Origin of the sequence: Agrobacterium sp. CFBP 3001, assembly GCF_027871605.1 — a bacterium.
GTDB lineage: Bacteria > Pseudomonadota > Alphaproteobacteria > Rhizobiales > Rhizobiaceae > Agrobacterium > Agrobacterium leguminum.
In genome coordinates this window covers 311,316-336,650 of the sequence record NZ_JAQAHD010000002.1, presented here as the reverse complement: position 1 = coordinate 336,650, position 25,335 = coordinate 311,316, and the positions used below count along the sequence as shown (strand labels likewise).

At 56.9% G+C, this 25,335-nt stretch carries 26 protein-coding genes; 13 read left to right on the top strand and 13 right to left on the bottom strand.

Translation table 11 applies throughout. From position 1 onward, the window contains the following. Positions 1-4 precede the first annotated feature (4 nt). Together PH605_RS05205 and PH605_RS05200 are read right to left on the bottom strand one after the other, a co-directional pair. A complete protein-coding gene (locus tag PH605_RS05205; RefSeq protein WP_142844465.1) occupies positions 5-1,237 on the bottom strand; it encodes a polyhydroxyalkanoate depolymerase in 1,233 nt (410 codons plus the stop codon). 125 nt (positions 1,238-1,362) lie between these two features. Then, positions 1,363-2,205 carry a fumarylacetoacetate hydrolase family protein gene (locus tag PH605_RS05200; RefSeq protein WP_003521165.1) on the bottom strand — a complete coding sequence of 281 codons (843 nt, stop codon included), beginning with the start codon at positions 2,203-2,205 and terminating at the stop codon, positions 1,363-1,365. 128 nt (positions 2,206-2,333) lie between these two features. Between PH605_RS05200 and PH605_RS05195 the strand changes: the two genes are divergently transcribed. Then, entirely contained in the window at positions 2,334-2,936 is a 603-nt protein-coding gene (locus PH605_RS05195; RefSeq protein WP_142844464.1) for a nitroreductase family protein, read from the top strand. Positions 2,937-3,034: 98 nt separating this feature from the next. On the opposite strand, the gene gyrB is transcribed toward PH605_RS05195, so the two are convergent. From gyrB to PH605_RS05170, 5 genes are all read right to left on the bottom strand, one after another. After that, positions 3,035-5,470: a DNA topoisomerase (ATP-hydrolyzing) subunit B gene (gene gyrB / locus PH605_RS05190; RefSeq protein WP_142844463.1), complete on the bottom strand. Its 2,436-nt coding sequence runs from the start codon at positions 5,468-5,470 to the stop codon at positions 3,035-3,037. 157 nt (positions 5,471-5,627) lie between these two features. Then, the gene (locus PH605_RS05185) at positions 5,628-5,993 is read right to left on the bottom strand and encodes a helix-turn-helix domain-containing protein (RefSeq protein ID WP_003521160.1); all 366 of its coding nucleotides are present in this window, start codon (positions 5,991-5,993) and stop codon (positions 5,628-5,630) included. Next, positions 5,990-6,559, bottom strand: coding sequence for a Smr/MutS family protein (locus tag PH605_RS05180; RefSeq protein WP_142844462.1), 570 nt, complete (start codon positions 6,557-6,559; stop codon positions 5,990-5,992). The genes PH605_RS05185 and PH605_RS05180 overlap by 4 nt, the downstream gene beginning before the upstream one ends. After that, the gene (gene mltA, locus PH605_RS05175) at positions 6,556-7,668 is read right to left on the bottom strand and encodes a murein transglycosylase A (protein ID WP_142844461.1); all 1,113 of its coding nucleotides are present in this window, start codon (positions 7,666-7,668) and stop codon (positions 6,556-6,558) included. Before mltA ends, PH605_RS05180 begins: the two co-directional genes overlap by 4 nt. Continuing rightward, on the bottom strand, positions 7,665-8,363 hold the full coding sequence (locus PH605_RS05170) for a Tim44/TimA family putative adaptor protein (protein ID WP_137004140.1): 699 nt from the start codon (positions 8,361-8,363) through the stop codon (positions 7,665-7,667). The genes mltA and PH605_RS05170 overlap by 4 nt, the downstream gene beginning before the upstream one ends. Positions 8,364-8,503: 140 nt before the next feature. Here PH605_RS05170 and PH605_RS05165 point away from each other — a divergent pair, with 140 nt between their 5' ends. Together PH605_RS05165 and secB are read left to right on the top strand one after the other, a co-directional pair. Continuing rightward, positions 8,504-9,052: an FxsA family protein gene (locus PH605_RS05165; RefSeq protein ID WP_142844460.1), complete on the top strand. Its 549-nt coding sequence runs from the start codon at positions 8,504-8,506 to the stop codon at positions 9,050-9,052. Positions 9,053-9,154: 102 nt separating this feature from the next. Next, positions 9,155-9,637, top strand: a complete 483-nt coding sequence (gene secB / locus PH605_RS05160) for a protein-export chaperone SecB (protein ID WP_003521154.1) — start codon at positions 9,155-9,157, stop codon at positions 9,635-9,637. A 102-nt stretch (positions 9,638-9,739) separates the two neighbouring features. Here secB and dnaQ read toward each other — a convergent pair whose 3' ends face one another. From dnaQ to PH605_RS05135, 5 genes are read right to left on the bottom strand one after another with little or no spacing between them, the layout of a single operon-like run. Next, a complete protein-coding gene (gene dnaQ, locus PH605_RS05155; protein ID WP_065656821.1) occupies positions 9,740-10,438 on the bottom strand; it encodes a DNA polymerase III subunit epsilon in 699 nt (232 codons plus the stop codon). Beyond that, positions 10,431-11,039: a dephospho-CoA kinase gene (gene coaE, locus PH605_RS05150; RefSeq protein WP_142844459.1), complete on the bottom strand. Its 609-nt coding sequence runs from the start codon at positions 11,037-11,039 to the stop codon at positions 10,431-10,433. Before coaE ends, dnaQ begins: the two co-directional genes overlap by 8 nt. Then, positions 11,039-11,899 (bottom strand): shikimate dehydrogenase, encoded by an 861-nt coding sequence (locus PH605_RS05145; protein ID WP_078052268.1) that lies wholly within the window; start codon positions 11,897-11,899, stop codon positions 11,039-11,041. Before PH605_RS05145 ends, coaE begins: the two co-directional genes overlap by 1 nt. Then, positions 11,892-12,491: a Maf-like protein gene (locus tag PH605_RS05140; RefSeq protein ID WP_078052269.1), complete on the bottom strand. Its 600-nt coding sequence runs from the start codon at positions 12,489-12,491 to the stop codon at positions 11,892-11,894. The genes PH605_RS05145 and PH605_RS05140 overlap by 8 nt, the downstream gene beginning before the upstream one ends. Positions 12,492-12,522: 31 nt before the next feature. Then, positions 12,523-13,344 carry a pyruvate, water dikinase regulatory protein gene (locus PH605_RS05135; protein ID WP_003521149.1) on the bottom strand — a complete coding sequence of 274 codons (822 nt, stop codon included), beginning with the start codon at positions 13,342-13,344 and terminating at the stop codon, positions 12,523-12,525. Positions 13,345-13,752: 408 nt separating this feature from the next. On the opposite strand from PH605_RS05135, the gene hemE reads away from it, so the two are divergent. From hemE to PH605_RS05095, 8 genes are all read left to right on the top strand, one after another. Beyond that, positions 13,753-14,787: a uroporphyrinogen decarboxylase gene (gene hemE, locus PH605_RS05130; RefSeq protein WP_078052270.1), complete on the top strand. Its 1,035-nt coding sequence runs from the start codon at positions 13,753-13,755 to the stop codon at positions 14,785-14,787. After that, positions 14,784-15,329: a protoporphyrinogen oxidase HemJ gene (gene hemJ / locus PH605_RS05125; protein WP_161987784.1), complete on the top strand. Its 546-nt coding sequence runs from the start codon at positions 14,784-14,786 to the stop codon at positions 15,327-15,329. Before hemE ends, hemJ begins: the two co-directional genes overlap by 4 nt. Before the next feature lie 186 nt (positions 15,330-15,515). Next, positions 15,516-16,781 carry a transcription termination factor Rho gene (rho, locus tag PH605_RS05120; RefSeq protein WP_004444236.1) on the top strand — a complete coding sequence of 422 codons (1,266 nt, stop codon included), beginning with the start codon at positions 15,516-15,518 and terminating at the stop codon, positions 16,779-16,781. Positions 16,782-16,867: 86 nt separating this feature from the next. Further along, a complete protein-coding gene (mnmE, locus tag PH605_RS05115) occupies positions 16,868-18,199 on the top strand; it encodes a tRNA uridine-5-carboxymethylaminomethyl(34) synthesis GTPase MnmE (protein WP_161987782.1) in 1,332 nt (443 codons plus the stop codon). A 63-nt stretch (positions 18,200-18,262) separates the two neighbouring features. Beyond that, positions 18,263-20,146: a tRNA uridine-5-carboxymethylaminomethyl(34) synthesis enzyme MnmG gene (gene mnmG / locus PH605_RS05110; protein ID WP_142844458.1), complete on the top strand. Its 1,884-nt coding sequence runs from the start codon at positions 18,263-18,265 to the stop codon at positions 20,144-20,146. 11 nt (positions 20,147-20,157) lie between these two features. After that, on the top strand, positions 20,158-20,775 hold the full coding sequence (gene rsmG / locus PH605_RS05105; protein ID WP_142844457.1) for a 16S rRNA (guanine(527)-N(7))-methyltransferase RsmG: 618 nt from the start codon (positions 20,158-20,160) through the stop codon (positions 20,773-20,775). A gap of 19 nt (positions 20,776-20,794) precedes the next feature. Continuing rightward, positions 20,795-21,589 carry a ParA family protein gene (locus PH605_RS05100; protein WP_003521142.1) on the top strand — a complete coding sequence of 265 codons (795 nt, stop codon included), beginning with the start codon at positions 20,795-20,797 and terminating at the stop codon, positions 21,587-21,589. Between the two features lie 30 nt (positions 21,590-21,619). After that, positions 21,620-22,501 (top strand): ParB/RepB/Spo0J family partition protein, encoded by an 882-nt coding sequence (locus PH605_RS05095; protein WP_142844456.1) that lies wholly within the window; start codon positions 21,620-21,622, stop codon positions 22,499-22,501. Between the two features lie 61 nt (positions 22,502-22,562). Here PH605_RS05095 and PH605_RS05090 read toward each other — a convergent pair whose 3' ends face one another. Then, positions 22,563-22,775: a DUF1674 domain-containing protein gene (locus PH605_RS05090; RefSeq protein WP_142844455.1), complete on the bottom strand. Its 213-nt coding sequence runs from the start codon at positions 22,773-22,775 to the stop codon at positions 22,563-22,565. A 116-nt stretch (positions 22,776-22,891) separates the two neighbouring features. On the opposite strand from PH605_RS05090, the gene htpX reads away from it, so the two are divergent. Both htpX and PH605_RS05080 read left to right on the top strand, forming a co-directional pair. Next, positions 22,892-23,857 carry a zinc metalloprotease HtpX gene (htpX, locus tag PH605_RS05085; RefSeq protein ID WP_003520211.1) on the top strand — a complete coding sequence of 322 codons (966 nt, stop codon included), beginning with the start codon at positions 22,892-22,894 and terminating at the stop codon, positions 23,855-23,857. Next, positions 23,854-25,239: an RsmB/NOP family class I SAM-dependent RNA methyltransferase gene (locus tag PH605_RS05080; RefSeq protein ID WP_142844454.1), complete on the top strand. Its 1,386-nt coding sequence runs from the start codon at positions 23,854-23,856 to the stop codon at positions 25,237-25,239. Before htpX ends, PH605_RS05080 begins: the two co-directional genes overlap by 4 nt. The last annotated feature ends 96 nt before the right edge of the window (positions 25,240-25,335 follow it).

Below are 25,335 nucleotides of genomic sequence, written 5' to 3'. Positions count from 1 at the left end.
GTCCTTAAGCTGTCTGATGTTTGCGGATAAAATCCAGCATGCGCGGCACGATTTCCTTGCGGAAGCGCGAACCGTTGAAGACGCCGTAGTGCCCGACATCCGGCTGCATGTAATGGGCGCGTTTGTCTTCAGGGATATTCCGGCAGAGATCATGCGCCGCCTTCGTCTGGCCGACGCCGGAAATATCGTCATTCTCACCTTCCACCGTAAACAATGCGACATTGCGAATGGCTGCGGGATCGACCGCCCTGCCCCGGTGCAACATGTTCCCTTTCGGAAGCGCATGGTCGATAAAGACGGTTTCCACCGTCTGCAGATAGAACTCCGCCGTCAAATCCATGACGGCTAGATATTCGTCGTAAAATTCGCGGTGTTTTTCAGCGGAATCGCCGTCATTCTTGACGAGGTTGAGGTAAAAATCCTTATGCGCCGTCATGTGCTTGTCGAGGTTCATCGACATGAAGCCGGAGAGTTGCAGGAAGCCCGGATAGACATTGCGGCCAAAAGCGGGCTGCGGCCACGGCACCTGCATGACGACATTGTCGCGGAACCATTCAATGGGTTTCGCCTTGGCAAGACCGTTGACAGCCGTTGGATTGATGCGCGTGTCAATCGGACCACCCATCAGCGTCATGGATGCCGGCGCGAATTTATCCCCATCAGCCTCCATCAGGGAAACGGCAGCCAACACGGGCACAGATGGCTGACAGACGGCGACCACATGCGCGCCCGGTCCGATCGCGCGCAGCATCTCGATGACGTAGCTGATGTAATCGTCGAGATCGAAGGTGCCCTCACTCACCAGCACCGTGCGGGCATCGGCCCAATCGGTGATGTAAATATCCGCCGAAGGCAGCAGGGCCTCCACCGTCCCGCGCAACAAAGTGGCGTAGTGGCCGGACATCGGCGCCACCAGCAGCACCTTCGGATCGGGCTGGCGGGCTGGATCGAGTTCTTTCTTGAAATGAAGCAAATTGCAGAACGGGCGCGACCAGACGGTCTCTTCGACAACATTGACGGTCTGGCCATCGACAATCGTACTGCAAAGAGCGAATTCCGGTTTTGCGTAACGGCGCGTCATTCGCTCAAAGACCTCAAAACCGGCGTCTAGGCTTCTTCCGAAAGCCGTGCTGGAAAGCGGGTTGAGCGGATTGTTGCAAGCCTGACGCATCATGTCGGCGCCGGCGCGCAGCGGCGCCATGGCCGCATGGTTCATTTCATAGAGATGGTAGAACACTGATGACGCCTCCCTCGCGATCACGCTCTTTTTTCAACCATAGCAGCTTTTCGCAGGTGCACAAAATCGAAGGCGCCGGCGGTTTCCCGCCGGCGCCTCACTTTTCGTTGAATGCCTGCCGGTGATCAGATGTCGGCGACGAAAGTCTGCTTCTGGGAACCGAGACCCTCGATGCCGAGTTCCACGACGTCACCAGCCTTCAGGTAACGCGGCGGCTTCAGGCCCATGCCAACGCCGGGAGGGGTGCCGGTGGAAATGACATCGCCGGGATGCAGCGACATGAACTGGCTGAGATAGGAGACAACGTGCGCGACGCCATACACCATGGTCTTGCTGGAGCCGTCCTGCATGGTCTGGCCGTTGACCTTCAGCCACATGCCGAGATTCTGCGGATCGGCGATTTCGTCCTTCGTCACCAGCCAGGGGCCTATGGGACCGAAGGTGTCGCAGGACTTGCCCTTGGTCCATTGCCCCGCACGCTCCGTCTGGAAGGCGCGTTCGGACACATCATGCGAAACGCAATAACCCGCGACGTAATCGAGAGCATCGGCTTCCGAGACGTATTTGGCGGTCTTGCCGATGACGACGCCGAGCTCGACTTCCCAGTCGGTCTTTTCAGAACCGCGCGGAATGGTGACGTTGTCATTCGGACCGACGATGGCCGAGGTCGCCTTCATGAAAATGACCGGTTCCGGCGGTACGGTGGCACCCGTTTCGGCGGCGTGGTCGGAAAAGTTGAGGCCGATGCAGATGAATTTTCCGGTTCCGGCAACGCAGGCGCCGATGCGCTCTTCGTTCAGCACCGGAAGTGTGCCGAGGTCGATCGCCGCGATCTTCTTCAGGCCCTCGGGAGAAATGGCTTCGCCGCCAATGTCTTTGACATGGGCGGACAGATCGCGGACTTTTCCTTCCGCATCAAGGATTGCAGGTTTTTCCTGGCCGGGCTGGCCGACACGCATCAATTTCATGGAACTCTCTCCCGGTTGTCTGACAAGGTGATGCATATATGAACGATGCATTCATACTTGTCACCCCTTGACTGCGCCAAGTTTCGAAAAATACCTTTTCCTTCCCGTCAATCAAAAGGACATGGCCCGTGACGAACAGCAATTCCCGGCAATCAGAATATCCCGTCGATCCCCTCTTCCTCGATCGCTGGTCTCCGCGCGCCTTCGATGGCCATGCCATGCCGTCCCAGCATCTGATGACCATTCTGGATGCGGCACACTGGGCGCCGTCTGCTTCCAACTATCAGCCATGGCGGTTTGTCTATGCGCACAAGGATAGCGAAGACTGGCCGCTCTTCGTGGAACTGCTGATGGAGGGAAACCAGCGCTGGGCAAAAAACGCCTCCGTGCTGCTGTTTGTCATTTCCCGCGACTATAACATCTCGCGCGACGGTGAAAAAAAACCATCCGCGACCCATTCCTTCGATGCCGGCGCTGCCTGGTTTTCGCTTGCCATGCAGGCTCACCTGCTCGGTTACCACGCCCATGGCATGGCTGGCATATTGAGGGAAAAGATCGTTGAAAAACTGAACATCCCGGAAGGCTACAAGGTGGAGGCCGCGGTCGCCATCGGCAGGCTGACCGACAAGTCCGTTCTCCCTGATGATCTGGCGGAGCGGGAAGTGCCGAGTAAGCGTCTGCCCCTTTCGGATGTGGCCTTCGAAGGGCGCTTCACCGGCAAGGTTGATTGATGTTCTCCGAATGACAAAAGGCCCGGCGGAAAGTGACCGCCGGGCCTTTTGTTAAATTTTCGTTTCACGTGAATCGTTACGCGAAACACCCCACAGGATTAAATGTCGAGGTTGGCGACGCTCAGTGCATTTTCCTGAATGAAGTCGCGGCGCGGTTCCACCTCGTCGCCCATCAGGCGGGCAAACAGGCCGTCGGCGTCCGTTGCGTCACTCACCCTTACCTGCAGCAGGGAGCGAACATTGGCGTCGAGCGTGGTTTCCCACAGCTGCTCGGCATTCATTTCGCCGAGGCCCTTATAGCGCTGCATGGAAAGACCCTTGCGGCCGGCGGCGAAAATCGCATCCAGAAGCGCGCGTGGACCGGCCAGTTCCATGGTGCCGTCCTTGCGTTGCAGGATCGGCGGCGTAGCGTAGATATCGCGCGTGCGGGCTGCGAGCTGATCGATATGGCGGGCATCGGCCGAACCGAGCAGTCCCATATCCAGCGTCGAGACTTCCTTGACGCCGCGCACCATGCGCTCGAAGCGCAAGCCGCCATCCTGCAGCACCGTGCCGGACCAGCCACGTTCGGTTTCTTCCGCGATCATATCCAGACGCCGCGCCACTTCGGAAACGGTTTCCTCGGCGCGGGCAGCATCGGCCGAAAGCTCGGGGTTCAGCGCGCCGGCTATTGCCGCCTGTTCGACGATCGAGCGGCTGTAGCGAGAATGCAGACCGTCGATCAGCGAGCGCATGCGCACCGCATCCAGAATGACTTCGCGAAGATCCGCCCCGATACGCACTTCGCCAGAACCGAGGGTCAGCGACGCTTCCTCGATACCCATGGAGATCAGGTATTCTTCCAGCGCCTTTTCATCCTTGAGGTACTGCACGGATTTACCACGCGTGACCTTATAAAGCGGCGGCTGGGCGATATAGAGATGGCCGCGCTCGATCAGTTCCGGCATCTGGCGGAAGAAGAAGGTGAGGAGCAGGGTACGGATATGGGCGCCGTCGACGTCAGCATCCGTCATGATGATGATCTTGTGGTAACGCAGCTTGTCGGCGTTGAACTCGTCCTTGCCGATGGAGGTACCGAGCGCCGTAATCAGCGTGCCGATTTCCTGGCTGGACAACATCTTGTCGAAACGGGCGCGTTCGACGTTCAGGATTTTGCCACGCAGCGGCAGGATCGCCTGGGTTTCGCGCGAGCGGCCCTGCTTGGCCGAACCGCCAGCGGAGTCACCCTCAACGAGGAAGAGTTCGGATTTCGCCGGATCGCGCTCGGAGCAGTCAGCGAGCTTGCCCGGCAGAGAGGCGATATCGAGCGCACCCTTGCGGCGCGTCAATTCGCGGGCCTTGCGGGCAGCTTCGCGGGCGACCGCCGCTTCCACCACCTTGCCCACGAGGATTCTTGCGTCGGCAGGATGTTCTTCCAGCCAGGTGGAGAGCGCTTCGTTGACAAGACTTTCCACGACCGGACGCACCTCGGACGACACGAGCTTGTCTTTCGTCTGCGAGGAAAACTTGGGATCGGGAACCTTGACGGAAAGAATGGCCGTCAGACCTTCACGGCAGTCCTCACCCTGCAGGCTCACCTTTTCCTTTTTCAGAATGCCCGAGGTTTCGGCATAGGAGGTCACCTGACGGGTCAGCGCCGCGCGGAAACCGGCCATATGGGTGCCGCCGTCGCGCTGGGGTATGTTATTCGTGAAGCAGAGCACGTTTTCATGGTAGCTATCGTTCCACCACAGCGCGACCTCGACAGTGATACCGTCCTTTTCGCCCTTGATGGCGACCGGCTTGTCCACCAGCGGCTTCTTGGCACGATCGAGATAACGAACGAAGGCTTCAAGGCCGCCATCATACAGCAGCTCTTCCTGCTTGATATCGGAATGGCGCTTGTCGGTGAGCAGGATGCGGACGCCGGAATTCAGGAATGCGAGTTCGCGCAGACGATGCTCCAGCGTTCCGTAATCGTAGTCCGTCATGGTGAAGGTTTCAGGGCTTGCAAGGAAGGTCACTTCCGTGCCGGAGCGGCCTTCATATTCGCCAATGACGGAAAGCGGCGCATCGGCGACACCATGGGTGAAGCCGATTTCGTGCAGCTTGCCGTTGCGGCGGATTCTGAGCTTCAGCCAGACGGAGAGCGCATTGACCACCGACACGCCCACGCCATGCAGGCCGCCCGAGACCTTATAGGAATTCTGGTCGAATTTGCCGCCCGCATGCAGCTGCGTCATGATGACTTCGGCGGCAGAAACGCCTTCGGAAGAATGGATGTCGGTCGGAATGCCGCGTCCGTTATCCGTCACCGTCACGGAGCCATCGGCGTTCAGCGTCACCGTCACCAGATCGGCATGACCGGCAAGCGCCTCGTCGATGGCGTTGTCGACGACTTCATAGACCATGTGGTGCAGGCCGGAACCGTCATCGGTGTCGCCGATATACATGCCGGGCCGTTTGCGCACGGCATCAAGGCCCTTGAGGACCTTGATCGAATCGGCTCCATATTCCGCGTTCGCGCCGACTTCGCTTGACGATGTTTCGGTCATAAATACTCTTTCCAAAGTTTTCTCGGGCCAGGTTTCCAGTGAGGGGGCCTGAAGCCAGCGAATCACTCAAATCCGACATGCGACTATAGAAATTCTACACCCAATCCCAAAGGCCGCATGCTTCAGGATGCTGCATAAAGCAGGGGATAGAGGGGTTTCAATCGCAAGAACGGCTTTTTTGCAGCACGGCTGACAGTTCCTCTACCACACTCGGCGGCAGCTTGCGAATATCCCGTGCCAGCCGGTTGGCGAAAGCCGTATATTGCGGCGGCAGGCCGATGGTGTCGATCACCACTTTCGGGTCGGAAGAACCGGCCAGAAAGAACAATTCCTCCGCCTCATCCCAGATGATGTTGAAATATCCGGCGATGCGCTGGAGGAGATCGAAGCTCGGCTTGCCGCGCTTGCCATGCTCCAGCGCCGAGAGATAGGCCGGCGATACGCCGATTGCGGCGGCCATTTCCTTCTGCGTCACGCCCTTGCGCTCGCGAAGTTGCCGCACGGCCTCCGCAAAGGGCGTCATGACTTTTCACCCCGCCGACGCGCCAACCGCACATAAAGCGCGCCGTCGCCGCCGTGATTGGCGGATGCATCCTCATAGGATGAAATCAGGTGGCGATATTCCGGCTTGGAAAACCACATGGGCACTGCCCTTTTCAACGCGCCGTCGCTGCCGATGGAGCGGCCCTTACCCGTTATGACGAGCACGTGTCTCAGACCGCTTTCATGCGCGCGCAATAGAAAATCAAGCAGCACCGCATGGGCTTCGCTCTGGAACATGCCATGCAGATCTATCCGCCCTTCCAGCGGCAACCGGCCACGGGTGAGCTTGCGTTTGACCGGTTTTTCCATCGGCTGATGAATCTTCGGCTTCTTGTCCGGAGCCGGTGGCGACGGCTCGGCCGGCTCCAAAAGCATGCGCGGAAAAACGCCTTTGCCGGTCTGCGGAACATCTGGTTCCACCGGAGGCTCATCTATGTCATCGAAAGCCAGCAGGTCTTCCAGTCTGCCGGAGATCGGCCGCGTGGTTTTTGCGACCTTTCCCCACAGAATGCGCTCTTCCTTGCCGAGCTTGCGACTGCTCTTCATCGCCTATACCTCTGCGCAGCCACCTGCGGTATCAGTATATAAAAATCGGCCTCATTGCGCACGGTACCGGCCAGCTCTCCCGCTTCGAAACCGGAGCCGGTGAAAATATCGCCACGCGCCGGGCCAACGATGGCCGAGCCGGTATCGAGCGCCAGCATCAGCCGCGCGAGAGGTTTTCCGTCATCGAGATGGGTAAGCGACGGCGCATGGATGAAGAAGGGAAGCCCGAAAGTGTGGATGAGCCTGTCCACCGCAAGCGCTCGCCCTGCGACCAACGGAACCTTAGCAGCTGCAACCGGCCCCATGTCCTGATCGGCCACATCCGCCTCCCGGAAAAAAATATAGGAGCGGTTATGCCATAATACCCCATCCACCTCATCCGGATGGTCAGCGAGCCATTTGCGGATCGTCTGCATCGACACGGTTTTCGGATCGAGTTCCCCGCGATCGAGAAGCAGACGGCCAATCGGCGAAAAAGCGTGCCCGGCCTTGGCCGCATAGGTGATGCGCTTCACCGCGCCGTCGGGAAACACCAGACGCGCCGCACCCTGCACATGAACGAAAAACAGGTCGACCTTCGATCTTGCCCAGGCAATCTCAAGGCCCCTGCCCTCCAGATACCCTTCGTCGATCTCCCGGCGGTCGGGAAAATAGGAAATACCGTTTTCATCCTCCCTGCCGAAAGCATAGGACGTATTGAAACCGGCAGGACGATTGGCGTCGTCGATATTCACCAGCTCCGACGGCCGGCGGTAAATCGGATAACGCCAGATGTCGTCGGGCTCAGACGACACTTCCAGTTCGGGTTCGTAAAAAGCGGTCACGAAACCGCTTTTTCCCTGAGCTGGAGAAATCCTGAAAGGCACGCAATTGGTTTCGAAAAACCGTCGCGCCTGTTCTGGGTCGCTTGTCTGGTTTTTCTCTGCGCTTTCCAGAAGCGAGACCAGTTCCGCCGCCGTGACCCCGAGCGCGCCGGTCCTGTAGGGTTTCGCATTCCGAAGATGCGACAGGATTGTCGCCATCGCCGGAAAAAGCTTGCCCGGATCGTCTTGCCGCCATCCGGGCAGGTCGCTGAAAGAAACTTCTTCGATCGAAAAGGGCGCGGTCATTGCTCGGATTCGGTAGCGATCAGCTTCCAGTTCGGATCGCGCGAGCGGATATCGCGCGAGAAGGTCCAGATGTCGTCCACCTCCGCAACCGCATCCGGGTCGCCATCCACCAGCTTGCCATCCTTGTCATAGGTCGCCGAAATCAACTGGCTGACGATCCTCAGCGTGATCTGCACTTCGGAATCACGCACACTGGCCTGGGTGATATCTGCTTTCTCGATACCCACGAAGGTGGACTTCACCACCTCGCCACGACCTTCCCTCTCGGAAATGGCCGCCTCGAAACCGTCGAAGACCTCCTTCGACAGAAGGTTCTTGAGCGTCTTGCGGTCGCCATCGGCAAAGCCCATGACAATCATTTCATAGGCCATGCGGGCGCCGTTCAGGAACTCCTTCGGCCCAAAGGACGGGTCCCTGGTCATCACCTCACGCAGCGACGCATTGAGTGGCGTATCGACGGGGGCAAGTGCATCCGCCTCGGCAAAACGGTTTTCTTCGTCACCCTCGCTGCGCCTCGGCAGGGTCACGACCTTGTTATCGTCTGCAACGGGACCCTTCGCCACATCTCGCGGGCTATAGGGGTCGAATGGCGGCTTCTCATTGCCCGTGCGGCGACCGAGGACACTGCGCAGCTGAAAGAAGATCAGCACCGCTGCAACGAGAAAAAACAATGTGATAAAGTCGCTGAAGCCCATCTTTTACCAAAACCGCCATTTAAATTCGAAAACCTCACCATCATATAGTCTGCATCTTATCATCATTCAAATGTGCAGATTCAATCATCGGTGTCCCGGGAACCGGCAATCTGCCAGAGATGCACACGCAAGGCTAGAAGATGCGTTTTTCCTTTCTCCCCATCGTCATCCTGATGATGCCCATCCTCGAAATTGCCGGTTTCATCATCGTCGGCAAGGCAATCGGTTTGTGGCTGACATTGGCGCTTGTCCTGTTCACCTCGTTTCTGGGGTTGCTCATCCTGCGGCTCGGCGGCATCGGCATGGTGAGAAATCTTCAGGATGCGGGACGCACCGGTGCGCAGCCGGCGGATGAGCTGGTGAATGGCGCCATGCGCGTCGTTGCCGGAATCCTGCTTTTCATTCCCGGTTTCATTACCGACATTCTCGGCCTTCTGCTTCTCTCGCCCAGCGTGCGGCGCTTTTTCTGGAAAGCCTTCGGGCCGCGCGTCGTCGTTGCGGGTTCGTTTCGGCAATCCGGCCAGCAATCCGGTCCTCAGCCCGGTGATTTTTCCGGCTTTCGGAATGATCCGGGACATGCGCGCAATTCGAAGGTGGTGGATCTCGACGAGGAGGAGTTTCATCGCGAAGAGCCAAAGGGTTCGCCATGGTCGCGCAACCCGGATGATCGCGATCTGCCCAAACCCTGATCCCGGGCGGAATGGATCGCGATGACCCGATCACGAAGGGTTGTAAGCCCCCGGTCGAAATGATAGACCGCGTTCCACGAATTCACGCCGTGAGGAAATGTAATGACCGCTGAAAATGGTGCACAGGGCGCAGTAAGTCCTTCCCTCAACATTCTTGCCCAGTACATCAAGGATCTTTCCTTCGAAAATCCGGGTGCTCCTCGCTCGCTTCAGGCCCGTGACAATGCGCCGTCGATCAACATCAATGTCAACGTCAATGCAAACCCGATCTCGGGTTCGGATTTCGATGTTGTCCTGACGCTGAACGCGGAAGCCAAGGATGGCGACAAGGTGCTGTTTGCGGCCGAGCTGGTTTATGGCGGCGTGTTCCGCATCGCCGGCTTCCCGCAGGAACATATGCTGCCGGTGCTGTTCATCGAATGCCCGCGCCTGCTGTTCCCCTTCGCGCGCCAGATCATTGCAGACGTTACCCGCAATGGCGGTTTCCCGCCGCTGATGATCGATCCGATCGATTTCGCGCAGATGTTCGCCCAGCGCGTTGCCGAGGAACAGGCAAAGGCCAAGGTTCAGGCCGTACCGAACTAAGTGATGCGGCTCTGCGCTGCAGAATTCAGACAAAACAAAACCCGGGTTCATGCCCGGGTTTTTCTTTGACGGCATTCACCGTTTCCGGTGCCTGGACAGGCATCAATTCTGATAACGGTTCCAGATCGCCTTATCGCCCATGCCAAGAACGAGTTTACCATGGGCCGCGACCGTTTCCGCATCCAGCCTCGAGGGCAAAGCCCGCGGCCTTTGCAGTGGCTCAAGCGCAACGTCTTCCTCGACAATGATGGTTTCCTGCTTGGCGGCGGAACCGAAACCGAGCGCTGTCTGGCGCCCGCCGATCATTTCAATATAAACTTCGGCGAGCAGCTCGGAGTCGAGAAGAGCGCCGTGCTTGGTACGGTGGGAATTGTCGATACCGTAACGACGGCAAAGTGCGTCCAGCGAGTTCGGTCCCATAGGGTGCTTGCGACGGGCGAGCGAAAGCGTATCCGTCACCAGATCGGCGGCAACCGGCTCAATGCCGAGACGGGCGAATTCCGCGTTGATGAAGCCCATGTCGAATGTGGCGTTATGCGCCACCCAGCGCGCGCCCTCGAAGAAGTCGCGAATCTGGTCGACGACCTCGGCGAATTTGGGTTTATCCTTCAGAAACTCGTCGGTAATCCCGTGAACGGCAAGTGCGTCGGGGTGAACCTTGCGATCTTCCGGGCTGATGTAGAGATGCAGCGTGCGGCCGGTGGGAAAGTGATTGATCAGCTCGATGCCGCCGATTTCAATCACGCGGTCCAGCTTCGATTCAAGGCCCGTGGTTTCCGTATCGAAAATGATCTCACGCATTCATCTCTCCGGGGCGCGACTGAGCGGCCAGTTTCTGCAGAATCTGTCTTACCTGATCCCGTGCCGCTTCGACACCATTTCCGGAATCGACGATAAAATCGGCACGCCGGCGCTTTTCGGCGTCGGGCATCTGCCGGGCGAGGATCATTTCGAATTTCTCTTCCGTCATTCCGGGTCGGGATAAAACCCGCTCTCGCTGAATCTCCGGCGCGCAACTGACGACAACGACTCTGTCGACCCGGCTTTCCGCCCCGGTTTCGAACAGCAGCGGAATATCGAGGAGGGCGAATTGCCGATCCTCTTTCCTCGCCTGCGCCAGAAACGCCTCCTGCCTTCCACGCACCAGCGGATGCACGATGTCTTCCAGTCTTCTGAAATTAGCCGGATTCTGCCGCAAGATCTCACCGAGTTTCTGCCTGTCCACCGCACCGGAAACGGTGGTGCCCGGAAAGGCCGCTTCGATCAGCGGGGCGGCTTCCGCCCGGTAAAGCCCGTGCACGACCTCATCCGAATCGAGAACCGGAACTCCTTCCCCGGCAAACAGCTTCGCCGTCGTCGTTTTTCCCATTCCAATCGAGCCGGTGAGACCGATGACGATCATCAATGTTTCTCCATATCCTCGATGATGAGCGAACGCAGGGCCTCATCGACTTCCGGCGTTTTGCCGAACCATCGCTTGAAACCGGGTTTAGCCTGATGAAGCAGCATGCCGAGCCCATCGACGGTTGCGACGCCCTGCTCTTCCGCCATTCTCAGGATCGGTGTTTTCAACGGCACATAGACGATATCGGTTACGACGGCCTGATCTGCCAGCGGCGAAAAATCAATATGTGGCGCTTCCGTTCCATCCATGCCGAGCGACGTCGTATTCACGAAAATCCCGGCACCCTGCATGACCTCATGAAGCGCTGCCTGGGGATGGGCAAAAACCCGCGACCCAAAACGGTCGGCCAGTTGGCGCGCCCGTTCGACGGTACGGTTGAGGACGTGGATTTCGGCGATGCCGCGATCACGCAGCGACTGAATGACCGCCCGACTAGCGCCGCCGGCACCCATAACCACTGCCCGCTCTGTCCTGTCCCAGCCCGGATGCCGCTCATCGAGATTGGAGACGAAACCATAACCATCCGTATTGGTAGCGTGAAGCTCACCCTCCTCCATCCAGACAGTGTTGGCGGCGCCGAGTTCTTCCGCCAGAGCATCTGGTCTGTCTGCCAGCCGATAAGCCGCTTCCTTATGGGGAATGGTGACATTGCCGCCGACGGCCGTGCCCGGCTTGCCCTGCTTCAGCGTTGCAATGAAATTCGCGAAATCGTCCGGAGGAATTTCCACGGCCTTATACGAACCGGCAATGCCGAATTTCTTCAGCCAGTAGGAATGGATAATAGGCGATCGCGAATGCTTGATCGGATAGCCGACAACGAAGGCGTTTATGGTTAATGTTTCACGTGAATCAGCCATCGATGACATCCATGTCGCGCAGTTTCGATAAAAGCGGCAGAAGCGGCAGACCCAGAATCGTGAAATAATCGCCCTCAATCGAGGTGAATAGCTGGATTCCCTCTCCTTCGAGCTGATACGCGCCGACGCTGCTCAGGGCCTTTTCTCCCACCCGTTGCAGGTGGCGGGAGACAAATTCGGTGCTCAAGGTCCGGACGGTCAACTCGGCGCTGGAAACGATCTGCCATACCACCTCACCATGTCGGACGAGAACGGCAGCGCTGTTCAGGCGATGAACCTTGCCGGACAATGACAGCAGATGCGCTTCGGCCTCCGCCATGGTTTTCGGCTTGTGATAAACGCGGGTGCCGAGTGCCATGGTCTGGTCGCAGCCGAGAACCAGTGCTTCTGGATAAAGCGCGCCAACCGCAAGAGCCTTGGCCCTGGCGAGTTCCAGCGCAACCTCTTCCGGACTGGCGCCGTCTCGTTCCAGCTGTTCATCGAGCGCACGTTCGTCAATATCCGCGGGGATGGCCGAAAATGTCAGCCCCGCATTGCGCATCAGCATCTGGCGGGATGCGCTGGACGAGGCGAGAATCAATTCTTGTTGCATCGACTGTCTGCTCCGAATGGTGCGATTCGGATTATCGTGTCCTCGAACGAAGGGCAAGGATCGCCGCCGCCGTTTCCTCGATGGAGCGGCGCGTGACATCGATCAGCGGCCAATTGTTGCGGGCGCAGAGCGCTCGCGCATATTTCAGCTCTTCCATAATGGTGGCGCGGTCCGTGTAGCGGCCGCTGTCAAATCCACCCGTCGCGCCGAGTTCCCGGTTTTCACGCACCTGCGATATCCGGTCGGATGTCGCGACCAGCCCGACGATCAGCGGTCGCGTGGCCGCATAGAGGCTGTCGGGTAAAGGCACATTGGGAACGACCGGTATATTGGCGGTCTTTATTCCCCTGTTGGCGAGATAGATGCTGGTCGGTGTTTTGGAGGTGCGGCTGATGCCGATGATGACGATATCAGCCTCGTCATAGGTTTCGGGCATTTGCCCATCGTCGTGATCCATGGCGAAATTGAGCGCCTCGATCCGGGCAAAATAATCTGCATTCAAGGCATGTTGCGCGCCCACGCGCCGCCTGGACGGCGCACCCAAATAGGTCTGGAAGATGCCGATAATGGGTTCAAGGACATTTACGCAGGGCACCCCGATCGCATGGCACCGCAGATCCAAAAACTCTGCCAGCTGCTGGTCGACGATCGTATAGAGAACAATGCCCGGTTCCTTGTCGATGAGGTCGACGACCTGTGCGAGCTGTTTCTGGTTTCGAATCATCGGATAGACATGTTCCACCGGCATGGAAGCGTGGAACTGTGCCGAAACGGCCCGACCGGCCGACATCAGAGTCTCTCCCGTTGAGTCCGAAATCAGGTGCAGATGGAAGAAGCTTTTTTTGTTCTCCACGCTGTTTTTCTCCCGCTGTTGATAAACCGGGACAAATCTCCGAATTGTCCTGCGGGTCGAACCGCGACGTGAATAAGGTGGTGTTTTTCCACAATCCGCAAGTAGCTTCAATCGTCTCCGACGTGCTTGTGAATTGTTGGAAGAATGTGAAACCATTCAAAATTTTCCCCAGATTATCCACAGTTGTCCTGTTTTTCTGGTTCGTCATAAATAACTGAAATTATTTATAAAATTTCTATTCTTCCGATTATTCCAAAGCAAGCGGATCGATAACATCGACAGGCGCGCTTGAAACTTTGTGACTGCGGCATTTCGACTGGAATGATTTTAATCCTTGCTACCCACAGACTCTAAGAAATAGAAAATCTTTTAAATCTCTTTGATTTTATTTTTTAGAAGCTGGGTGCCATGAGCGAACGCAAGGTTATGACGGTGTTGAACGGGCAGACGGTCACACCGCCGCCCATATGGCTGATGCGACAGGCTGGGCGTTATCTTCCCGAGTACAGGGAAACGCGTAAGAGCGCCGGTAGTTTCCTCGATCTCTGTTATAATCCCGAACTGGCGACGGAGGTTACTCTCCAACCCATTCGCCGGTTCGGGCTGGATGCCGCCATTCTCTTTTCCGATATTCTGGTGATACCGGATGCGCTTCACCGCAACGTGTCTTTCAGCGAGGGAAAAGGTCCGGCCATGGACCCGATCGATGTCAGCGGTATCGAGAAGCTGGATGCCACAAATGTCATGGCGCATCTTTCTCCCGTTTTCGAAACCGTTTCCCGTCTGCGCACCTCTTTGCCCAATGAAACGACGCTTCTCGGTTTTTGCGGCGCGCCGTGGACGGTTGCGACTTATATGATCGCGGGACACGGAACGCCGGATCAGGCCCCGGCGCGACTATTCGGTTATCAGGAGCCGGTGGCCATGGAAAAGCTGCTGGCTTTCCTCGCCGACGTTTCCGCCGATTATCTGGTCGCGCAGATCGATGCAGGCGCGGATGCGGTTCAAATCTTCGATTCCTGGGCCGGCGTGCTCGGTGAGAAGGAATTTGAGGATTATGCGATAAAACCCGTTGCCCGCATTATCGCATCGGTGCGCGCCCGTCGGCCTTCGGCAAAAATCATCGCCTTCGCCAAGGGGGCTGGTTATCTTCTCAAGGATTATCGTCGCAAGACGGGCGCCGACGCAATCGGGCTCGACTGGTCGGTGCCGCTGAGCTTTGCCAGGGACTTGCAGAAGGAAGGGCCCGTGCAGGGCAATCTCGACCCCATGCTGATGGTGGCAGGAGGGAAGGCGTTACAGGATGGTATAGATGCCGTGCTGCAGGCTCTTGCACAGGGTCCGCTGATATTCAATCTCGGCCATGGCATCACCCCGCAGGCTGACCCGGAAAACGTCACCCGGCTGGTGCAGAGGGTGCGTGCCGGCGGAGCCGGGGCATGAGCGGCGAAAAACAGACCTCCGCTCGTTCCGGAAACCGGGCGGCTTTGCGCGCCGGCATCGCGCTCGGTGTCTTTGCTGCCTTCGTCGCCCTGTTATTTTATGCCGATCCGGCCGATCTCTATCTCTGGATCAAGGCGCTGCATATTATCGCCGTTATTTCCTGGATGGCGGCGATTTTTTACCTGCCGCGGCTCTTCATCTACCACACCGATGCACCCGCCGGTTCGCAGCAATCCGAAACCTTCAAGGTGATGGAGCAGCGGCTGATCAAGGTGATCATGAACCCGGCGATGATGATATCCTGGCTATTGGGACTTTATCTCGCCTGGTCGGTTTATGGTTTTTCCGGTGGCTGGCTGCATGCAAAGATCGCGCTGGTGGTGCTTCTGACTGTGACCCATGTTTATTTCACGCGCAGCGCAAAACGTTTCGCGCGGGATGAAAATACGCGGCCTGCCCGTCACTGGCGGTTGATGAACGAGGTTCCGACGGTGCTGATGATCCTCATCGTCATACTTGTGGTTGTGAAACCCTTCGGTTAAGACGGTGCGACGATAAATTTCGCGGAATTCGTGCTTTCCTCTTGCAGCGACCGTGTTCAATCGCTATTTTCGGGCCACTCATCTTCGTGGCATGTGAATTATTCAGTCATCTGCGGTATCTCCCACAGCATCTGATTCGCGAACACGCCCTCCCCCGACATTACATTATCAAACGGTCTTCTCTTCATGGCTGAAATGAAGCTTCAGGAACTTAAGAGCAAATCGCCTACCGACTTGCTGACTTTTGCCGAATCCCTGGAAGTTGAAAATGCGAGCACCATGCGCAAGCAGGAGCTCATGTTCGCAATCCTTAAGGTTCTCGCGAGCCAGGACATCGAAATCATCGGCGAGGGCGTCGTTGAAGTCCTGCAGGACGGTTTCGGGTTCCTGCGATCCGCAAATGCAAACTATCTGCCCGGTCCGGACGATATCTATATCTCGCCGTCGCAGATCCGCCGCTTCTCGCTGAAGACCGGCGATACAGTCGAAGGCCCGATCCGCGGCCCCAAGGAAGGCGAACGTTATTTCGCGCTCCTCAAGGTCAATACGATCAATTTCGACGATCCGGAAAAGATCCGCCACAAGGTTCACTTCGACAATCTGACGCCGCTTTATCCGAATGAGCGCTTCAAGATGGAACTGGATGTTCCGACCTCGAAGGACCTGTCGTCGCGTGTGATCGATCTCGTCGCACCACTCGGCAAGGGTCAGCGCGGATTGATCGTCGCGCCGCCACGCACCGGTAAGACCGTTCTGCTTCAAAACATCGCCCATTCCATCACGGCAAACCATCCGGAATGCTACCTGATCGTTCTCCTGATCGATGAGCGTCCGGAAGAAGTGACCGACATGCAGCGTTCGGTGAAGGGTGAGGTTGTGTCCTCCACCTTCGACGAACCGGCCGTTCGTCACGTGCAGGTCGCCGAGATGGTCATCGAAAAGGCGAAGCGCCTGGTCGAGCATGGTCGTGACGTCGTCATCCTGCTCGATTCCATTACGCGCCTCGGCCGTGCCTATAACACGGTTGTTCCCTCCTCCGGTAAGGTTCTGACGGGTGGTGTGGATGCCAACGCGCTGCAGCGCCCGAAGCGTTTCTTCGGCGCCGCTCGCAACATCGAAGAAGGCGGTTCGCTGACCATTATAGCGACTGCGCTGATCGATACCGGCAGCCGTATGGATGAAGTCATCTTCGAAGAATTCAAGGGTACCGGTAACTCGGAAATCGTGCTCGACCGCAAGGTTGCCGATAAGCGCATCTTCCCGGCACTTGATATTCTGAAATCCGGTACGCGTAAGGAAGACCTGCTGGTGCCGCGTCAGGATCTGCAGAAGATTTTCGTTCTTCGCCGTATTCTCGCGCCGATGGGTACGATGGACGCCATCGAATTCCTGATCGACAAGCTAAAGCAGACCAAGAACAATTCGGATTTCTTCGAATCGATGAATACCTGATCCGAACTTTAGCCGGATTCATCGTAAGAGCTTTAAAGCCGTATCCGTTTATTCGGATGCGGCTTGACTGTTTTAGACCGAGGTGAATGATGCCAGCTTCCGCCGATACGATCTATGCGCTTTCCAGCGGTGCTCTGCCAGCCGGTGTGGCTGTTATCAGGATCAGCGGCTCCCAGGCTTTCGATGCCCTTGAGATGTTGACGGGCCGGGAACTTCCTTTACCACGAAAGGCGACGCTCTGCTCGATTCGGAATCGAAACGATGAGATCATCGACCAGGCGCTGGTAATCGTTTTTCCAGCTCCAAATTCCTTCACGGGTGAGCATTGTGTTGAAATTCATAGCCATGGCAGTCGCGCGGTCATGGCTTCGATTTTTGCCGAGCTTGAAAATCTCGAAGGACTTCGGCCTGCCGATGCCGGTGAGTTCTCCCGTAGAGCCTTCGAGAATGGGAAGATGGATCTCCTCGAGGTCGAAGGCCTCGCCGATCTGTTGCAGGCTGAAACGGAAATGCAGCGGCGGTTGGCGGTGGAACAGAGCAGTGGCAAATTGTCGGCGCTCTATGATGGCTGGGCCAGCCGCCTGACGCGCGCTCGCGCGCTCATCGAAGCGGAACTGGATTTTGCCGACGAGGAGGATGTTCCGGATTCCGTGGCGGCTCAGGTTTGGGAAGCCATGGCGCTTCTCCAAAAGGAAATCCGTGATCATCTCCAGGGTGGCGAAAGCGGAGAAATCATTCGCGACGGGTTCAAGGTCGCGCTCGTCGGTGAACCGAATGCGGGCAAATCCACTCTTTTGAACGCTCTTAGCGGCCGCGATGTTGCGATCGTTACCGATATTGCCGGCACGACGAGAGATGTCTTGAGCGTTGACATCAATCTAGAAGGATATCTCGTCCGGATATTCGATACGGCAGGGATACGGGAAACACAGGATGTCGTGGAGCTCGAAGGTGTCCGGCGCGCGGTTCTGACAGCGGAAACAGCAGACCTCATTCTGCTGCTGCAGGATAAGGATTCGTTTCCGAAACAAAATTTCGAATCATTCAAGAACCAGAGTTACTTGCGAGTTAGAACGAAAACAGCGCTTCATTCCCCTGTCTTGGATGATGGATTTGATTTGTCTATCTCAGCAAAGGAAGGAATAGGCTTGAATGAACTGCGTTCGATGCTGAGGCAGGAGATAGAAAAACGCGTCGGTGCCGGCCAGACTTTGGTTCCGGCGCGCGCGAGACATAAAAAACGACTTGAAGAGACGCTGAACTATGTTAGTGATGCGCTCGATTCCGAGACCCTGGACCTTGCGATAAGGTCGGAATATTTAAGACTCGCGGCGACATCGCTCGGACGGATCACCGGCCGCGTTGATGTGGAAGATTTGCTCGGCGTGATCTTCTCGGAATTCTGCATAGGAAAATGATTCACGTGAAACATCGGCGGCCAAGGCGGCGATGTCGATGCTGAAAGAACAGGGCGCAGGGATATGCACCAGTCATTCGATGTCGTTGTTATTGGCGGTGGCCACGCGGGCAGCGAAGCCGCGGCCGCTGCTGCGAGGCATGGTGCAAAAACCGCCCTTGTTACCCACAGGCGTGAGACGGTCGGCGTCATGTCCTGCAACCCCGCCATTGGCGGTCTGGGAAAGGGACACCTCGTTCGTGAGATCGATGCGCTGGACGGATTAATGGGTCGGGTTGCCGATGCAGCGGGCATACAATTCCGCATGCTCAATCGCAAAAAGGGACCGGCCGTCCGTGGTCCGCGCACGCAAGCCGACCGGCGGCTTTACCGCGAAGCCATGCAACGCGAGATCGATGCGATTGAAAACCTCACCATTATTGAAGGCGATGCTTTCGATATTGAGATGGCCGATGATCGCGTCGCAGCCGTTATCATGAAGAACGGTAGCCGGATTCCTTGTGGCGCGGTTGTGCTGACGAGCGGAACCTTCCTGCGTGGTCTCATTCATATCGGTTCCGAAAAGATTCCGGCGGGACGTGTGGGAGAAATGCCGTCTGTCGGCCTCTCGGACACGCTCTCGCGGCTGGGCCTCGTTATGGGTCGCCTGAAAACCGGCACCCCTGCCCGACTGGACGGACGGACGATTGACTGGAATGCGGTGGATCGGCAGGCCGCCGATGAGGATCCTGTCCCATTTTCCTTTATGACGGATCGTATTCTCAATCCGCAAATAGAATGTGGTGTAACTCGCACCACCCCGGCTAGCCACGAGATCATTCAGGACAACATTCATCTGTCGGCGATGTATTCTGGACAGATCGAAGGGGTCGGTCCGCGTTATTGCCCGTCGATTGAGGATAAGATCACCCGGTTCGGTGAACGGGACGGTCACCAGATATTCCTCGAGCCGGAAGGTCTGGACGATCACACCATTTATCCAAACGGCATATCGACGTCGCTTCCCGCTTCTGTTCAGGAACAATTTATCCGAACGATACCGGGCCTTGAACAGGTGACGATTCTGCAGCCGGGTTATGCGATCGAATATGATTATGTCGATCCGCGAGAGCTGAAGCCGTCGCTGGAATGCCGCAAGATTCCCGGATTGTTTCTGGCCGGTCAGATTAATGGTACGACGGGTTATGAAGAGGCGGGCGCTCAGGGTCTCGTCGCCGGCTTGAATGCATCGCTTTATGCGGGCAATGCCGATCCTATCTATTTTAGCCGAACCGAGTCTTATATCGGCGTCATGATTGATGACCTGACGTCGAAAGGTGTCAGCGAACCCTATCGCATGTTTACGTCCAGAGCGGAGTATCGTCTTTCGCTGCGCGTAGACAATGCGGATCTGCGGCTTACACCAGTTGGTCAGATGGCTGGCATTGTCGGCCGTGAACGGCAGGAACGCTTCGCCAATTTCATTTCTGATCTGGATAGCGGTCGAGAGCTGATGAAGGCGATTTCCATCAGCCCATCCCAGGCGGCGAAGCAGGGGTTGAAACTTAATCAGGACGGCCAACGCCGGTCCGTTTATGAATTGCTGGCCTATCCGGATATGACTCTCGAAGTCCTTACCGGACATTGGCCGGAATTGGGTGCTATTGACGGAAAAGTTGCCGAGGTCTTGCAGATCGAGGCGAGTTACGCGGTCTATATGCAGAGACAGAGCGCCGATATCATCGATATCAAGCGGGACGAAGACAGAAAAATCCCGGATGATTTTGATTTTAAGAGTCTGTCCGGCCTTTCCAATGAGCTTAAACAAAAGTTGGAAAAAGCCCGTCCTGAGAATATTGCCCAGGCCGCTCGTGTTGACGGCATGACGCCGGCTGCGATATCGCTGCTGCTCGCACTTCTGCGGAAGGATTCCGCAACGCGAAGTGAAAAATTACGCATGCACCAATAGCGAGTCGGATTATGAAGATAAACGGCCAGAGTGTTTCACGTGAAACACAGGCAAGGCTCGAACATTTTGTCGAGCTTTTTAAGAAGTGGAACAGAACCACAAATCTGGTAGCGCCTTCCACTCTTGCCGAGCTTTGGAACCGCCATGTGGCCGACAGCGCGCAGATATTCCAGCTCTCTCCTCAGCCAAAAAAGTGGATTGATCTTGGAAGCGGCGGCGGATTTCCAGGTGTCGTCACCGCGATTTTTCTGGCGGAGCTTGGCGACGGTTGGGTTGATCTGGTCGAAAGCAACAATAAAAAGGCGGCATTCTTGCGAATTGCACTGAAGGAAACCGGTGCAAGAGGTGCAGTCCACCCCGTCAGGATTGAGAAAGCACCGGAAATCATCAAAAATTGCGAGGCCGTTTCAGCGCGCGCGCTCGCCGAACTGGATCTGCTTTTCGATTATATCCATCCCTGGGCGCAGAATAATCCAAATCTAAAGGCCTATTTTAATAAAGGCCGGGATTATGATTCTGAAGTGCAGAAAGCACATGGTCGCTGGGAGTTTGATCTGGTAAAACATCAGAGTGCCATTGAGGCAGATTCTGTTGTTCTTGAAATCAGCAACCTCGCTTTGAGGCGCTGATAAGCTGGCCAGGTGCGGCATGACTTTGGAAAAAAACCGAATTATCGCAGTTGCAAACCAGAAAGGCGGCGTGGGTAAAACAACAACCGCCATTAATCTGGCTACCGCGCTGGCGGCTATTGGCGAGCGCGTGCTGATCGTGGATCTGGACCCGCAGGGTAATGCGAGTACCGGGCTTGGAATCGACCGCAAGGAGCGCAAGCTTTCGTCCTACGATCTTCTGGTTGGAGATCATGGGGTAGCGGAAGTTGCTGTTCCTACCGCCGTTCCCAATCTCGACATCGTACCCTCCACAATGGATTTGCTCGGTTTCGAGATGCAGGTTGCGAATGTTTCCAACCGCGTTTTCTTGCTGCGTGCGGCCATGGAGACGCAGGAAGCCAGAGGCTATTCCTATATTCTCGTCGACTGCCCCCCTTCTTTCAATCTTTTGACGATGAATGCCATGACGGCCGCACATTCCGTGCTCGTGCCGTTGCAATGTGAGTTCTTTGCACTGGAGGGCCTAAGCCAGTTGCTGGATACGGTCAGTCAGATTCGTGGATCGGTGAACCCGCAACTCGACATACAGGGCATTGTTCTTACGATGTTCGATGCGCGCAATAATCTTGCACAGCAGGTGGTTTCGGATGTGCGCACGCATCTGGGCGAAAAGGTTTACCACACCCTCATTCCACGCAATGTGCGTGTTTCCGAAGCGCCGTCCTATGGTAAACCGGCAATTCTCTATGATCTGAAATGTGCCGGCAGCCAGGCCTATCTGCAACTGGCGTCCGAAGTGATTCAGAGAGAGCGTCTGCGTAAAGCCGCCTGACGTTTGCCGGAATGTATGGAGTAATATCTTATGAGTGATGATCTTTCCAAGCGTCGGCTGGGGCGCGGTCTTGCCGCATTGATCGGAGAAATGGACCAGCCTGTGCCTGTGGGTGAGCCTCAGCGCGCTGTTAACGCCGATCGTACCATTCCCATCGAATTCATCGCTCGCAGCCAGAGGAACCCGCGGCGTCATTTCGATGAGAACGAGCTGCAGGATCTTGCTGCCTCCATTCGACAGCATGGAATTGTTCAGCCTGTGGTCGTAAGAACGGTTGAAGTCAACCGATACGAGATTATTGCTGGCGAGAGGCGCTGGCGTGCGGCGCAGCTGGCGGGCTTTACCGATGTTCCCGTCATCGTTCGCGATGTGGATGATCGTACGGCGCTGGAACTGGCGATTGTCGAAAACGTACAGCGTTCCGACCTCAATCCGCTCGAAGAAGCGATGGGGTATGAGCAGCTGATCGCCGAACATGGCTATACGCAGAATGATCTCGGCGAAATCATCGGCAAGAGCCGAAGCCACGTTGCCAACAGCCTGCGGCTTTTGAAGCTTCCCGATCCGGTACGGGATATGCTGGCGGATGGTTCGCTTTCCGCAGGTCATGCCCGCGCGCTTGTTTCCACCTCCGATCCGGCGACGCTCGCGAAAACAATCGTATCCAAGGGACTTTCGGTGCGTGACGCCGAGCGCCTGGCGCAGAACGATATCAAATCGCAGGGCGATGTTGCGGACAAGCGAACTGCGGCGGAAAAGGATTCCGATACGATCGCGCTCGAACGCAGCCTGTCCGACGCTCTCGGGCTGGATGTGAAGATCAGCCACAAGGGCGGATCGGGGCAAATCCGTATCGGTTACCGCACATTGGAACAGCTTGAAGCGGTATGCCGGCTTCTGGAGCAAAAATAAGTAACTATTTGTTTTAAAATATAAAATACCCGCCTTTGGCGGGTATTTTTATTTGTGGCGCTCAAAAATCGATGGCCCGGCCTTTTATTTCGTAATCGCCGAAACGCACGGGTTCCGCGCCGCCGCGGCCGCCGGTTTCCGGCGGCAACTGGAGATCGGCCTGTTGCCTGCGCCGTTCTTCCGCTTCTTTCAACGCTCTTTGCGCCGCCGGTGAAAGTCGCTTCACACTTTCCGTGCCACTGTCTGTGGCGTTGTCATTATCCGCATTCTGCATGAAATCCTCCCTATGACGGGATATTGAAATACGTTTGCCGCTTACCAGATTATATAGTCCGAGGGGCTTTATAAACCCCGGAATATTCCCGGTGAGTGACGAGGAGAGTTTAACGGATGAACATGATGCGCACGGCAATGCTTCTGGCCTTCATGACCGCATTGTTCATGGGTGTCGGTTTTCTGATTGGCGGCAAGGGCGGTATGATGATTGCCCTGGTCATCGCAGCCGGTATGAATATTTTTTCCTACTGGAACTCTGACAAGATGGTTCTCTCCGCCTATCATGCGCGGGAGATCGACGAGGCGAATGCGCCCGAATTTTTTCACATGATCCGCGACCTGTCGCAGAATGCCGGTCTGCCGATGCCGAAGGTGTATATTTACGATAGCCCGCAACCCAATGCCTTCGCGACCGGGCGGAATCCGCAGAATGCCGCTGTTGCCGCTTCGACAGGACTGCTGGAGCGTCTCACGCCCGAGGAAGTGGCCGGTGTCATGGCGCATGAGCTTGCGCATGTGCAGAACCGGGATACGCTGACCATGACGATCACTGCCACGCTGGCGGGCGCCATCTCCATGCTCGGCAATTTTGCCTTCTTCTTCGGCGGCAACCGGGAGAACAACAATAACCCGCTCGGATTTATCGGCGTGCTGGTCGCGATGATCGTGGCGCCGCTGGCAGCGATGCTGGTGCAGATGGCGATCAGCCGCACGCGGGAATATTCCGCCGACCGGCGCGGCGCGGAAATCTGCGGCAATCCGCTCTGGCTTGCTTCCGCCTTGCAGAAGATTTCGGGCATGGCGCAGCGGATCCACAATGACGATGCCGAGCGTAACCCGGCAACGGCGCATATGTTCATCATCAATCCGCTTTCCGGCGAGCGCATGGACAATCTCTTCTCCACGCATCCGAATACGGAAAACCGCGTGGCCGCGCTGCATGCCATGGCACAGGAGTTTTCCCCGCGAGGATCGACGCCGCCGCCATCGGGTGATAGACCTCTGCGCAAATCAGGCTCCGTTCCCAAAACAGGCTGGGGACGCGGCAATGAAAACGAGCGCAAGGGGCCGTGGTCTTGACATCCGATATTCAGAATAAGCCGGCGCGGTCCAGAAAACCGAGACCGGCAAATGGGAGGGGCCGTGAAGACGGCCCTTCGTCTTTCCAGGACAAGCCGGGTCTCGCCGCGCGCATCGCCGCGACCCGCATTCTGGCGGCCGTTCTGGAAAAGAAGACCTCGCTGGATGGGATGCTCGATAGCGAAAACGGCAATCCCGTCTATCGAGCCCTGTCGCTTGCGGACCGGGCGCTGGTGAGAGCCATCGTCAACAGCGCGCTTCGCCACCTCCCGCGGATTGAAACGGCATTGTCGATGCTGCTGGATGGGCCGCTGCCGCAGGGCGCGCGTTCGCTGCATCACGTTCTCGTCGTCGGTGCGGCGCAGATGCTTTACCTCGATGTGCCGGATCATTCCGCTGTCGATCTCGCCGTGGAGCAAGCTCACCGCGATCCGCGCAACCGGCGTTTCGTCAAACTGGTGAACGCCGTTCTTCGACGGCTCGGTCGTGAAAAAGCGGATATCGAGAAGGCTGTCGCCGGCGTTCCGGTACTGCCGGACTGGTTCCATGCGCGGCTTGTTTCCGCTTACGGCAATGAGGTTGCGCAAAGGATTTCGGAGGCGCAGCTGACACCCTCCTCAATTGATCTGACGATCAAGGCTGATCCTGCTCTCTGGGCGGAAAAACTGGGCGGTACGCTCATGCCGAATGGCAGCGTGCGCCTGGGTGAATTCGAGGGGCAGATCCCGTCGCTTGAAGGCTTCGCTGAAGGTGCGTGGTGGGTGCAGGATCTCGCCGCCAGCATGCCGGTTCGGCTTATGGGCGACATAGCGGGCAAACGTGTCGCAGATCTCTGTGCTGCTCCGGGTGGCAAGACCGCGCAGCTTGCACTGGCGGGCGCCAATGTAACGGCGCTGGATCAGTCCGGTAACCGTCTTCGTCGCCTTAGGGAAAATCTCGACCGGCTTGGCCTCCGCGCCGAAACGGTGGAAGCCAATATGCTGAAGTACCAGCCGGAACAGCTTTTTGACGCAGTCCTCCTCGATGCGCCCTGTTCTTCCACCGGGACACTTCGCAAACATCCCGATGTCTGCTGGACCAAGGATGAGAACGACATTGCCAAACTCGCTGCCCTTCAGGGCCAGATGCTGCGGCATGCGCTGACCCTTGTTGGCCCCGGCGGCCTCGTGGTCTTCTCCAATTGCTCGCTCGATCCTTCCGAAGGAGAAGCGATGATTGCCGAGGTTCTGGCGGAAAATCCGGGTGTGGAGCGTGTTGCCGTCCGCCGCGAGGATTGGCCTGGAATGGAAGCGGCCATCAGTCCCAATGGCGATCTTCGCACGACACCGGACATGTTCGGCGGTGTCGATGGGTTTTTTAGCAGTGTCTTGCGTAAGAAGTAGAAAAAAGCCAAGCTTTCGCGAATCATTAGATATTTATCGAAAACGTTCCGGTCGTCGCGGTTCACTGATAAAAACAAAACATGTGAAACGGGAAAC